Origin of the sequence: Geoanaerobacter pelophilus, assembly GCF_018476885.1 — a bacterium.
In the GTDB taxonomy this organism is placed as follows: Bacteria; Desulfobacterota; Desulfuromonadia; order Geobacterales; family DSM-12255; genus Geoanaerobacter; species Geoanaerobacter pelophilus.
Genome location: NZ_JAHCVJ010000003.1, coordinates 290,672 through 302,826, shown reverse-complemented (window position 1 = coordinate 302,826; position 12,155 = coordinate 290,672). Strand labels below are relative to the sequence as shown.

11 protein-coding genes and 1 pseudogene are annotated in these 12,155 nt (G+C 48.1%); 11 read left to right on the top strand and 1 reads right to left on the bottom strand.

Features of this window, described 5'->3' with window-relative positions; all coding sequences use genetic code 11:
* Positions 1-8: 8 nt before the first annotated feature.
* From KI809_RS09605 to KI809_RS09560, 10 genes and pseudogenes are all read left to right on the top strand, one after another.
* Entirely contained in the window at positions 9-1,106 is a 1,098-nt protein-coding gene (locus KI809_RS09605) for a type IV pilus twitching motility protein PilT (protein WP_214171323.1), read from the top strand.
* A 90-nt stretch (positions 1,107-1,196) separates the two neighbouring features.
* Complete coding sequence (locus KI809_RS09600; RefSeq protein WP_214171322.1) at positions 1,197-2,420, top strand: type II secretion system F family protein; 1,224 nt, start codon at positions 1,197-1,199, stop codon at positions 2,418-2,420.
* A gap of 3 nt (positions 2,421-2,423) precedes the next feature.
* Positions 2,424-4,076 (top strand): two-component system sensor histidine kinase NtrB, encoded by a 1,653-nt coding sequence (locus tag KI809_RS09595; protein WP_214171321.1) that lies wholly within the window; start codon positions 2,424-2,426, stop codon positions 4,074-4,076.
* Complete coding sequence (locus KI809_RS09590; protein WP_214171320.1) at positions 4,077-5,453, top strand: sigma-54-dependent transcriptional regulator; 1,377 nt, start codon at positions 4,077-4,079, stop codon at positions 5,451-5,453.
* Between the two features lie 228 nt (positions 5,454-5,681).
* Positions 5,682-5,793, top strand: a pseudogene (locus KI809_RS21025) (prepilin-type N-terminal cleavage/methylation domain-containing protein); the annotation flags it as partial.
* 152 nt (positions 5,794-5,945) lie between these two features.
* A complete protein-coding gene (locus KI809_RS09580) occupies positions 5,946-6,290 on the top strand; it encodes a hypothetical protein (RefSeq protein WP_214171318.1) in 345 nt (114 codons plus the stop codon).
* 384 nt (positions 6,291-6,674) lie between these two features.
* Positions 6,675-8,204 (top strand): tetratricopeptide repeat protein, encoded by a 1,530-nt coding sequence (locus KI809_RS09575; RefSeq protein ID WP_214171317.1) that lies wholly within the window; start codon positions 6,675-6,677, stop codon positions 8,202-8,204.
* 19 nt (positions 8,205-8,223) lie between these two features.
* Positions 8,224-9,018, top strand: a complete 795-nt coding sequence (locus KI809_RS09570) for an ABC transporter permease (RefSeq protein WP_214171316.1) — start codon at positions 8,224-8,226, stop codon at positions 9,016-9,018.
* Positions 9,015-9,875, top strand: a complete 861-nt coding sequence (locus KI809_RS09565; protein WP_337833300.1) for a tetratricopeptide repeat protein — start codon at positions 9,015-9,017, stop codon at positions 9,873-9,875. Before KI809_RS09570 ends, KI809_RS09565 begins: the two co-directional genes overlap by 4 nt.
* A gap of 11 nt (positions 9,876-9,886) precedes the next feature.
* Positions 9,887-10,771: an ABC transporter ATP-binding protein gene (locus KI809_RS09560; RefSeq protein WP_214171315.1), complete on the top strand. Its 885-nt coding sequence runs from the start codon at positions 9,887-9,889 to the stop codon at positions 10,769-10,771.
* A gap of 9 nt (positions 10,772-10,780) precedes the next feature.
* On the opposite strand, the gene KI809_RS09555 is transcribed toward KI809_RS09560, so the two are convergent.
* Positions 10,781-11,200, bottom strand: coding sequence for a tetratricopeptide repeat protein (locus KI809_RS09555; protein ID WP_214171314.1), 420 nt, complete (start codon positions 11,198-11,200; stop codon positions 10,781-10,783).
* A 105-nt stretch (positions 11,201-11,305) separates the two neighbouring features.
* On the opposite strand from KI809_RS09555, the gene KI809_RS09550 reads away from it, so the two are divergent.
* Entirely contained in the window at positions 11,306-12,154 is an 849-nt protein-coding gene (locus tag KI809_RS09550; RefSeq protein ID WP_281416882.1) for a decaprenyl-phosphate phosphoribosyltransferase, read from the top strand.
* Position 12,155: the final 1 nt, after the last annotated feature.

Below are 12,155 nucleotides of genomic sequence, written 5' to 3'. Positions count from 1 at the left end.
GCCTGGCAATGGCAAACCTGCACCAGTTGCTGAAAGAGCTTGTAGAGCGTGGCGGTTCCGACCTTCATATCACAACGAATACGCCACCGCAGATCCGGGTTGATGGGAAGTTGATCCCGCTTGATCTGCCACCGTTGAATGCCGTGGACACCAAGCAGCTCTGCTATAGCGTACTGACCGAGGCGCAGAAACATAAATTCGAAGAAGAGAGCGAACTTGATCTTTCTTTCGGTGTCAAAGGGCTGTCACGGTTTCGCGGCAATATCCTGATCCAGCGGGGAGCTGTAGCCGGTGTTTTCAGGGTAATTCCGTACAAGATACTGACGTTCGAGGAGTTGGGTCTGCCCCCAGTTGTCAAGGAGCTATCAGAGAAGCCGCGCGGGCTCATCTTGGTAACCGGACCGACCGGGAGCGGCAAATCTACCACTCTTGCTTCAATAATCGACAAGATCAACACTGAGCGTCACGATCATATTGTGACTATTGAAGATCCGATAGAATACCTGCATCCGCATAAGGGGTGTCTGGTGAACCAGAGGGAAGTCGGGGCCGATACCAAAAGCTTCAAAAATGCCCTAAAGTATGTGCTCAGGCAGGATCCGGACATAGTTCTCGTTGGTGAGTTGCGGGATCTGGAGACTATCGAGGCTGCACTGACCCTTGCCGAGACAGGGCATCTCTGCTTTGCCACGCTTCATACCAACTCCTGCGCCCAGACCATCAACCGGATTATTGATGTTTTTCCCCCCTATCAGCAGACCCAGGTGCGCACTCAACTCTCCTTTGTTCTTGAAGGGGTGTTGTCACAGACACTTATTCCAAAGGCCGGTGGTCGCGGCAGGATCCTTTCCCTGGAGGTGATGGTGCCGAACCCGGCAATACGGAACCTGATCCGTGAGGACAAGATCCACCAAATATACTCCCAGATGCAGGTAGGACAGGACAAGTTCGGGATGCAGACCATGAATCAATCACTCTATTCTCTTTACAAGCGTAGATTGATCACTCTGGAGGACGCTTTGGGGAGGTCGCCGGAACCTGATGAACTGAAGCAGATGCTTTCTGCTCCAGGCGGCGTTAACCAGCCACGCAGGCCTATGCAGTAGCGAGATAAGAAGAACCATAGATTGAGCTTCTTATGAAGGCTGAACGCTGCTGCTGGTGCTTTTGACAGAATCAATGATGCAGGAGGAACAATGCCCAAGTTTAACTGGGAAGCACGGAACAAATCAGGTCAGACGCAAAAAGGGGTCATGGAGGCTGAAAACTCCAGCAATGTTGAAGCCCAACTAAAGCGTTTCGGTTTTACCGGAATATCTGTAAAAGAAGACGGCAAGGGGTTTGGCAAGGATTTCAAAATCCCGGGGCTGAGTGGCGCAAAAAAGGTCGAGACCAAAGATCTGGTGGTCTTTACCCGCCAGTTTGCGACCATGATCGATTCCGGTCTGCCGCTGGTTCAGTGTCTCGATATCCTTTCATCGCAGCAGGAGAACAAGACGTTCAAGGATGTGCTCCTGAAGGTCAAGGAGAGCGTCGAGAGCGGTTCCACCTTTGCCGACTCTCTGGCAAGGCATCCGAAGGTTTTCGACCAGCTGTATGTAAACCTCGTTGCGGCCGGCGAGGTCGGCGGTATCCTGGACACCATTTTGAATCGGCTTGCCGCTTACATCGAAAAAGCAATGAAACTGAAGAAGCAGGTAAAGGGGGCGATGGTCTATCCGGCTACCATCATGTCTATCGCCGTTATTGTCGTAGGTGTGATTCTCGTATTTGTCATCCCGACTTTCGCCAAGATGTTTGCCGATTTCGGTGGTGACCTTCCGGCTCCAACCAAGTTTGTTATCGCGCTAAGCAATTTTTTCAAGAAGTACATCTTGGTAATGATTGCAGCGATGTTTGGCTTAAAGTACCTTATCGGGAAATATTACGATACCCCGATGGGTCGGAAAAACATAGACAGTTGGGCGCTTAAGGCACCGATCGCCGGCCCTCTGATCAGGAAGGTCTCGGTTGCCAAGTTTACCCGTACCTTGGGCACCATGATCAGCAGCGGCGTGCCGATCATGGATGGCCTGGAGATCGTTGCCAAGACCGCCGGCAACAAGATTGTCGAAGAGGCGATATACAATGTGCGGCAGTCGATCTCCGAAGGGAAGACCATTGCCGAGCCGTTGGCTGAGTGCGGGGTATTTCCGCCGATGGTAGTGCAGATGATTGCCGTAGGTGAGGCCACCGGCGCCATGGATACCATGCTCAACAAAATAGCTGATTTCTATGACGATGAGGTGGACGATGCGGTATCCGCCCTTACTGCCATGATGGAGCCTATGTTGATGGTGGTGCTTGGCACAACAGTCGGCGGGCTGGTGGTAGCAATGTACCTGCCGATATTCAAGCTTGCGGGAGCCGTTGGCGGTTAAGCAATGAGTGATAGGAGGCGTCTCACCTGGTACGCCATTGCCAGGATGATCGTGGTCACGCTGTTTTACGCCTCCACGTCCATTCTCTATGAGAGCCACCCTGAAAGCTTCGACAGCCTCTCTCTTTCAGGGTTGTGGAAGCTGATCGGCGCGACCTATATTTTTTCTTTTCTCTCTTTGGCCGCTCTGAGTCTGCAAGAAAAAATCCGCCCGGTACTTACATACACCCAGATCATCTGGGACCTGCTGCTGGTAACTCTGCTGATTCTCCTGACCGGTGGCATCTCTTCTCCTTATTCTTTTCTTTACATACTGGCCATAATCTCTTCCTCGGTGCTGCTGGCCCGCAGACAGGCATTTTATGCCGCATCACTCTGCGCCATTCTCTATGGCGCAATCATTGACCTGCAATATTACGGCAAGCTGCTATCCATAGGTTTAAGCCCGAATGTTGCTCAACAGTATGGCCTGCCATACCTGCTCTATACCGTCTTTCTCAATATCACTGCATTTTACATTACCGCACTTCTGACCGGTTACCTTTCCGAGCGGGCCAAAACCAGCGAGAGCGCGCTTTTGGAAAAGGAGATCGACTATCTTGAGCTGGAAAGGCTCAACAGCCTGATTGTGAAAAACCTTACCAGCGGCTTGATGACTGTGACCCCGCAGGGGCGGGTAAGGGTTTTTAACCGGTTTGCTGAAGAGCTGACCGGCATATCTCAAGAAAAGGCCTATGACCGGCTCTTGGTGGAGCTTATCCCTGGTTTTGAACTTGTCCTCAGTCAGCAGGAGGTTGTTGTTTCCGGTGAGGCACAGTTTATAGACCCTGCTGGCGAAGAGCTGATCTTCGGCTACCGGTCGATCCGGTTTTTTGACAACAAGGGTGAGTTCAGCGGCATAATTCTCAATTTTGAAGACCTCAGCCGGATCAGGCGGATGGAAGAGGAACTGAAACGGGCCGACCGCCTTGCGGCAATCGGTGAGCTTGCAGCACGAATCGCTCATGAAATACGCAACCCCCTCGCATCGATCAGCGGTTCTGTGCAACTGATGGCTCAATCAAGTGAGATTCCTGCTCAGGACCGGAAATTGCTGGCCATAGTTTTGAGGGAAACCGACCGATTGAATGCCTTGATCAGCGACTTTCTCGTTTACGCCCGGCCGGTAGCGCTCAACCTGTCTTCAGTTGATATTAACGAGCTGTGTTTTGAGCTTGATGTCTTGCTCAAGCCGGATCCACGATTTTCTAAAGTATCAATGGTGATGTCGGTTGAGACTGGCAGCGCAGTACTTGCTGATCGGGATCAGCTCCAGCAGGTGTTTTGGAATCTGTTGGTGAATGCAGCCGAAGCAATGCCTTATGGGGGCGAGATCACGATCACCGGAACCAAGGTGCATCTGAGTGGCAGGAGATCAGATCGGAAGAATTTTGTTCGGATAGACATAAAGGATAATGGAACCGGCATGGCTGAGGCAGCAACCAAACACCTGTTCGAGCCGTTTTTTACGACCAAGCCTGATGGCACTGGTCTTGGGCTGGCAACAGTCTACCGAATAATAGAGGCGCATGAGGGGCGGATCTTTGTTGAAAGTGCGCCTAGCAGAGGGACGATTTTCAGTATTCTGCTTCCGGCAGGAGAAATAGGCGGAGAATAAATGGAACAGTCGCGGGTTCTTGTAGTTGACGATGAGCTGAGCATGCGGGAATTTCTGGCCATTCTGCTTGAAAGGGAAGGATATCTAGCAGAGCAGGCAGGCAGTGCCGAGGAGGCCTTGAAGCTCCTTGAGAGTGGCAGCTTTGAACTGGTGATCTCGGATGTGAGCATGCCGGGACTTTCTGGTTTGGAACTGTTGGAGCGGATCAAACAACTAACCCCGGAAACAGCAGTGCTGCTGATTACTGCCTATACCACAGCCGAACAGGCGGTTGAGGCGATGAAGCTCGGTGCCTACGATTATATTGCCAAGCCGTTCAAGGTTGAAGAGATCAAGGTTCTGGTGCGGAATGCGCTGGAAAAGCGGATGCTGCAGCGTGAGAACCGGCTGCTCCGTAATGAAGTACAGGAGCGGTTCAGTTTCAGCGGTCTGATCGGCAAAAGCCCGAAGATGAAAGCGGTTTATTCGCTGATTGAAAAGGTTGCCGCCAGCACGGCAACAGTCCTGATTCTTGGAGAGAGCGGTACCGGCAAGGAACTGGCGGCCCGCGCCATACATTACAACGGCCCGAGAAAGGAAAAACGCTTCGTGGCGGTCAACTGCGGCGCAATTCCGGAAAACCTGATTGAGTCAGAGCTGTTTGGTCACCGTAAGGGGGCATTTACCGGCGCTGTTGTCGATCGTGCCGGGCTATTTGAACAGGCAGAGGGGGGGACGCTGTTCCTTGATGAAATCGGTGAAGTGCCACTGCAGCTCCAGGCAAAGCTGTTGCGGGTCTTGCAGGAAAAAGAGTTCCGGCGAATCGGTGATGATGCCGACCGGAAATCGGATGTAAGGATCATCGCTGCTTCCAACAGGGAGCTGGAAGAACAGGTCAAGGAGGGGAGTTTCCGGGAAGATTTGTATTACCGGCTTGACGTTGTACAGGTCAGGATGCCTTCTCTAAGGGAACGGCCCGATGATATTCCGCTTTTGGTTGAGCATTTCTATCGCAAGTTTTCGGAAAAGCCGGACATCTGGAACTCAATCGATAATGACGCGCTCAAGGTGCTTATTACTTACCCGTTTCCTGGTAATGTGCGGGAACTGGAGAATATCGTAGAGCGTTGCGTGGTGATAGGTGACAGCTCAATTACTTTGGATTCCCTACCCGCCCATGTCGTAAACTTCCAACAGTCGGTTACTAAAGCTGAGAAATTCAGCATTCCGGCCGAAGGGGTCAATCTTGAGGCATATCTGGACGGGATCGAGAAGCGCTACCTGCTCCAGTCTCTGGAGCAGTGCGGCGGGGTAAAGAAAAAAGCTGCCGAACTACTGGGGATGACTTTCCGCTCTTTCCGGTATCGCTTGGTCAAGTTCGGCATGGATGATGAGTGACAAAAATTGTCATCAGAAGTGACATTTATTTGTTGTTTTCTTAGTGCAGTTTAAAGCAGATCTTGTTGGTATTGTTTGTAACTGGTTTAAAATATTATAGTTCTGTTGGGCGGGAATAGTGGCATGGTTCTAGCTTTATAGTTAATAAAATTCCGCTAAAGTTCTTAGCTGTAATTCCGATACTGCAATAAAACCTTCTTATGTACAAACTAGAAAGGAGAATCAAGTATGCTTAGCAAATTTAGAAACAACAAAGGTTTTACCCTCATCGAGCTGCTGATCGTTGTGGCGATCATCGGTATCCTGGCTGCCATCGCCATTCCGCAGTTCTCTACCTACCGGGCTAAGGCGTATGATTCAGCGGCACAGAGCGACCTTCGCAACCTGAAGACCCAGATGGAATCGGCATTTGCTGACAGTCAGCAATATCCGGTTATTGGATAATTATTTTTTTTGCGTTATACGCTCATTCTTCTCATAAGGAGATCTTTTATGAAAAAGGTTATAACAATTCTTGCGGTACTCTGTTTTTCAACATCCGCATTAGCTGCACAAAGCATTACAACGACGACTTCGATTGGTGGCGGTTCATTTACTCCTTCAGCCAAGGTTGGCATTTCGATTACTTCAGCAGCAAACTCATATACTGCAACTTCTTGCCATGTCAGTGGTAAGAAAGAGTTTGGCTCTGCTGGTGGTACAGGTATTACAAACACGTTAACAGACACCTCAAAGATATACTCTAAGGCAATTCCTGCTCAGCAAGCAAATGCCACAGTATGCGTTCCTACTGCAACTAACTCTGCAACTGCAGGGCCTGATGGCGCCTGGCAATAGAATTTGCATCGATACGCTAAACCGGAGGGTTGAGTTCTCAACCCTCTTTTTTTTATTCAACTCTCTTTATGAAACCGGTCACCAGACTTCATGAACGTTACGACAAGAAACCGCTGTTATCTTATCTTCTTTGCCGTTCTCCTGGCTTATTCACCCAGTATCTTTGCCGAAGTAAATACCGTAGACGATTATCTGATGTTGCAGTGGGTAAGAGATTACAATTTTGCAGGTTTTCGGGAGGTGTTTTTCCCCGGCGCTCATGGAGCCGGTTATTATCGCCCATTGATCCTGTTGAGCCAACTCTTTGACAAGTACATCCTGATGTTCGACCTTAGGATGATGCACTTGGTAAATATCTCAGCTCATGCCGCCAATGCGGTTCTTGTGTTTCTGATACTTTCCAGGCTGGCTGATGTTCAAAAACGGTTTTTGCCATTGATGTTTTCCCTTCTCTTCGGCCTTCACCCGATTGCCACTGAATCAGTCTGCTGGCTGTCTGGTAGAACCGATCTTTTTAGCGGTTTTTTTATCTTGCTCAGTACATATTTATTGCTACGTTACCGGGAGAGAAATGGTCTGTTTTTCCTATTAGGCTCTTTAGTCTGCATCGCTGTTTCATATCTTGCCAAAGAGGTTGCTTTAGGGTATCTGGTCGGCTGGTTGCTGCTTCTATTGTTGAATGAAGCTGAGAGTATATCTTCGGATGCAGATTACAGCAAGATGCTGAGAGCGGCTGCGGCAACCGGTTTTGTTGCTGCAGTGCTGTTGGTTGTCTCTTATAGCCTTTGGGTTACCAGTGCGCTGCTCGCCTTATTTCTGGTCTGGCTCTGCTTAATTGACAGGAGGATGATAGTAAGGTGCGTTCTGCTTGTTGTTGCTGTTGCCTTCGGCGCCACAGTTATGTACCTTACCCGGAAGATGGTTTTTGCGTCGGGTTCCGGTCAGATCTCAGCGACAATTACACTAATACAGGCTGACAGCAACTATACAATCCAGACATTTCTCGGGGCCATCGCCTTTTACCTGAAAAAATTCATCTTCCCGTTCCCCCTTAATTTTGCCATCCGCGAGATCTCGCCATATTACAATATTGCAGGTGTCGCTACGGCGCCATTTATTTTGCTTTTTATGTTGCGTGGAACCCTTGCCACCACCTTCTTCATAACAGGTATATGCCTCATTCTTCCGGCGCTGCCACTTTCATTGGGAGCTATTGCGTGGACATCCTATGCCGAGAGGTATGTATACATTGCCTCCGCCTTTTTCATTATTTCACTAGGATGCTATTTTGTTACGAGTTCCAGATTGCATCAAGTGGTAATCCCTGTGTGCTGTTTTATTGTGCTGGTTTTTGCCGCATCTACAGTTCATAGAAGTTATATCTGGAGTTCCAATCTTTCCCTTTTTGAGGACACAGTAAAAAAAGCGCCTAATTTCAGGTTCATCAGAAACAATTACCTGATTGCTCTTAGGGATGCCGGTAGGTATAAAGAGGCTGAAAAACAGTATCGTCTTGCGCAAAAACTTCCTTCTGTTCAATATGTATCCGACTTAGACTTGAATTACGCCAACCTGTTGGCGATTACCGGAAGATACTCTGAAGCGGATCGACTGTATGCGAAGGTTTTTGAAAAATCGGGGGAATCTAATCTGTATCTCGATTTTCTGCGACAGATGCATGCCACTGCTCTGGGCAAGGAAAGGGTCTTCTGGGGTAACAGGTTGTTGGAAATATCTGAACGCACTATTGCAATGACCAAAGATTACGCTAAATATTATCAGATGGGTAAGGTTGCTCTTGATATTGGCGAAAGAAGTGCTGCGAGAAAGTATTTTGTTGCTGGCTGTTCTTTTATTCCGTCAAACGACCCTCAATCACACTTTGCCTGCAGACTTGCCGATTCCTTGCAGTAGTTTTTTGAAAGGTTAAAAAATGCTTCTCTGTATGCTTCAGACACTTAAAGGTATAGTGAAAGACAGGACCATTCAGGGGATCATGGGAGTTTTCTTGCTTTTTCTCCTGGTCCCAACGGTCTCAACTTTATCAATGCGCCAGGCCACGGAACTCTCCACAACTCTTTCGCTGTCGCTGGTATCGTTCATAATGCTTCTTCTGGCAGTATTTCTAGGCTCAACATCCATCTGGCGTGACATTGAAAGGCGTTACACCTACAGTGTCCTCAGTCTTCCGCTAAGCCGCTCCTCTTACCTTATCGGGAAATTTGCCGGAATTGCCTTCTTCCTGTTTGGCTGCTCAGTTGTCCTTGGAGGCGTAAGTCTCGCAGTTATCAAGGTCTCCTCTGGCGTCACTGCAGTTGGTAAGCCATTTGTCTGGTGGTATCTTCTGCTTGCAGTACTGTATGACGCGTTAAAATACATTCTCCTTGTTGCAGTTTCGATGTTGTTTTCGTCGATAAGCACCTCTTTTTTCCTCCCCATTTTCGGTACGATAAGCACTTTTCTGGCGGGTACGGTTACGCAAGAGGTTTACGATTACCTAAATACTCCATCTGGATTAAAGTCCGTCTCACCTTTTGTCAGGGAGTCGGCAACATTGCTTTATTACATATTGCCTAATTTCAGTGGTTTTGATCTTAAAGTCCATGCCATATATTCGATAACGCCTGATTTCAGAGCGCTTGTAACAGTCTTCTTCTATTTCCTTGCATATACCGCCATGCTGTTGGGTGTTGCTGCGTTTCTATTTGAGCGACGGGAGATGAAGTGACCTCTTCGACCAGATCCCTGTTGATAGCGGCAGTCGCTTTCTTGTGCTACCTGATGGTGCTCTCCCCTTTTACTGCGCTGATGCGTGGCAGGTCGGCTACGGCAAAAATTGGTTTTGTGCCTAATGCCAAGTTTATCCGTTTGGTAAGTGCCGATCAAAAGGAACTTCTGGGTGCTTCACTCGTTATGAAAGCACTCATGTACTTTGGCGGGTTTTCGGTTTACGCGGCTAATGACAAGCTTCCTGAGGCTCCTGATTACCCAGGTATGTCAAGAGTTGTACACGCAGCGCTTAAACTGGACCCTTACAACATGGATGGTTACTACTTTGCTCAGGCGTTCCTTGTATGGGACGCTGGGCAGGTCAAGGTTGCCAATGATCTGTTGGAATACGGAATGAAATACAGAACTTGGGATTGGTATCTTCCCTTTTTTGCAGGGTTTAACTACGCCTTCTTCTTAAAAGACTATGCCAACGCCGCCAAGTGCTATAAAGCTGCTGCAGATCTCAGTTCTCAGGATCTGCACATAAGTCTTGCCGGCAGGTATATTCAGGAGTCCGGCCAGACTCAACTAGCGATTAAATACCTTAAAACAATCATCGAATCCACTACCAACGAGACCTTTAAAAAGTCTCTGGAGACCAGACTTGAAGCTTTTGAAGAGGTTGATCGCATTGAAGTGGCAAGAGACCGCTACAGGGCAGAAAATGGAAAGCTCCCTGGTTCAGTTGAGGAGCTGCTTGGTGCCGGGTATCTTAAGACCCGTCCGGTTGACCCCTATGGCGGGAGATTTTATTTAGAACCTGATGGCAAGGTTGCCACTACCAGCAAATTTGCTTTTGGTGCCAGAAAATGACGGAGTCTCATATGAATGCCCTCGAAATAACTGATCTGTCTAAGGAGTTCAAAGGAAAGCGTAATCAACGTGTTTTGGCATTGGATAGGCTGAGTATGACTCTTAATAGAGGGGAAGTGTTTGGTTTTTTGGGACCAAACGGAGCCGGTAAGAGTACAACAATCAAGTGTCTTATGGGCCTGATTCGGCCAACCGGCGGAGATGCCTCAATACTCGGCAGTAAGATCGGTACAGTCGAATCACGCCGCAATGTTGGCTATCTTCCAGAAAACCCTTCCTTCTATGATTACCTCACAGCTGAAGAATACTTGATGTTTGTCGGTAAGATGTTTGAGCTTGATAACCATCTCCTTTTGCAACGAGTAGAGGATACTCTCAAGCTTCTTGAACTTTGGGATGCCAGAAAAAGGCCTATGAGGGGATATAGTAAGGGGATGATCCAGAGGGTAGGTCTAGCACAGGTAATGGTTCACGACCCGGAACTTTATATTCTCGACGAGCCGATGAGTGGGCTGGACCCCATCGGCAGGGCACTTGTCAAAGAGATCATCCTTGAATTGAGAGGCAGGGGGAAGACAGTTTTTTTTAGCACCCATATCACGGATGATGTAGAGAAGGTCTGCGACCGGGTAGGGATTATCCTCAGGGGAGAGCTGAAGAGCGTAGAACGGCTTGATACGATACTCAAGGAAGGTGTTGTCGGGTATCATATCCATATAAAAAAGGGGGGGGCAGGGAACGAAATTATGCTCTCCTCCAGAGATGGCCTGCCAAAAGTCATGGCAGAGGTTGCAAGCTGCGGGGATGAAATTACTTTGATCGAGCCGATCCGGAAAAACCTGGAAGATTTTTTCTTAGATATTGTGAAAAATAGTAAACCTGACAGAGATACTTAACGGTTTAGATTATTTAAGTAGATCCTTGAATTTCACCAGATTCTTGCAAGCGTCTTTACTGCCGAGGTCGCAGGCTTTTTTAAGATCTGTCTTTGTATCTTTCAGGCGATTCAATCCGATTCCGGTCACACCGCGCAAGTTTAACGCCTCAGGGTATGCAGGTCTCAGTTCTATTGATTTTGAAAGATCTTTGTATGCTAGTTCTAGCTGATCATTCTGCTTGTAGGCGCGGCCCCTAACAAAGAAAAGTTCCGGAGAGTCAGGTTTTAGTCTGATAGCTTCAGAATAGAGTTTTATGGCTTCAGCGAAATTGCCAGCTTTGTTCTTGGCGATTCCAGCCTGATAAAAACTTTGATAGTCCTTCTCTAGAGGAAAGGCATTAGAGGTGATTGTAAATAGTAAAACCAGCATGATAATTAAACGGATCATCGTATCGCTCCCAGACTATTTTTACCGGAAGTATAAAGCATAATAGTTGTAGCTTCAATATGGCGATGTCGTTTTAAACTATATTTGTCATACTAAGGACCAAAGTTGATATTTTCTGAGTACCTAAAACTTTTAAGACCAACCCAATGGCTGAAAAATGCCATGCTTTTTTTCCCTCCGTTTCTTGGTGGGGCAATATTGGATCTGGATACTGTATATCGAGGGCTGTTTCCTTTTGCCGTGTTTTGCCTTGGATCAAGCGCTGGGTATATTTTTAACGACCTGAATGACCTGGATAATGATATCCGGCATCCAAAGAAAAAACATCGACCACTTGTATCCGGCAAGGTCACGCCAGTTACAGCTAAGGTGATCTGCGTAATTCTGCTGCTCGTTTCGTTGGGGCTTGCTCCCCTTATCTCAGCTCGTTTTACCCTTTACCTCATTTTGTACCTGCTGATTACCGTTGCTTATACCTTTTATTTCAGAGAGGTGGCCGTACTCGATATCTTCTGCATATCGAGCGGCTTTGTGGTGCGGTTACTGGCTGGTGGGGAGTTTTTTCGAATCGAGGTTTCGGATTGGCTATTGCTAACGGTCTTTCTCCTTGCGGTGTTTCTCAGTACTGGTAAACGTTTGAGTGAGAAGCTTTCCCTGGGAAGTTCAGCTGGAGGCCACAGAAAGACGCTTGCCAATTATCCCGATGGTTTCCTGGATGGTGCCATGTATATGACAGGTGGAGCTGTTCTGGTAACCTATACCATGTACGTCATTGTCAGGAGTTTCATGGTGTACTCTGTGCCTCTCTGCTGTTTCGGGCTGTTGCGCTACATTTACCGTATCAAGAAGGGACAGAGTGGCGATCCGACCGATTCGCTTTTGCGTGACCCGGTGTTGTTTATGGTAGGAGCTGCCTGGGCAGTTTTAGTCGGAATAGGGATCTACGGCAAGTGAC

Bases quoted from the DNA above. Each gene is read 5' to 3' on its own strand.
- KI809_RS09595 (WP_214171321.1), top strand. From the start codon at position 2,424: ATGAGTGATAGGAGGCGTCTCACCTGGTACGCCATTGCCAGGATGATC.
- KI809_RS09570 (WP_214171316.1), top strand. From the start codon at position 8,224: ATGCTTCTCTGTATGCTTCAGACACTTAAAGGTATAGTGAAAGACAGG.
- KI809_RS09580 (WP_214171318.1), top strand. From the start codon at position 5,946: ATGAAAAAGGTTATAACAATTCTTGCGGTACTCTGTTTTTCAACATCC.
- KI809_RS09605 (WP_214171323.1), top strand. From the start codon at position 9: ATGGCAAACCTGCACCAGTTGCTGAAAGAGCTTGTAGAGCGTGGCGGT.
- KI809_RS09555 (WP_214171314.1), bottom strand. From the start codon at position 11,200: ATGATCCGTTTAATTATCATGCTGGTTTTACTATTTACAATCACCTCT.
- KI809_RS09590 (WP_214171320.1), top strand. From the start codon at position 4,077: ATGGAACAGTCGCGGGTTCTTGTAGTTGACGATGAGCTGAGCATGCGG.
- KI809_RS09600 (WP_214171322.1), top strand. From the start codon at position 1,197: ATGCCCAAGTTTAACTGGGAAGCACGGAACAAATCAGGTCAGACGCAA.
- KI809_RS09560 (WP_214171315.1), top strand. From the start codon at position 9,887: ATGAATGCCCTCGAAATAACTGATCTGTCTAAGGAGTTCAAAGGAAAG.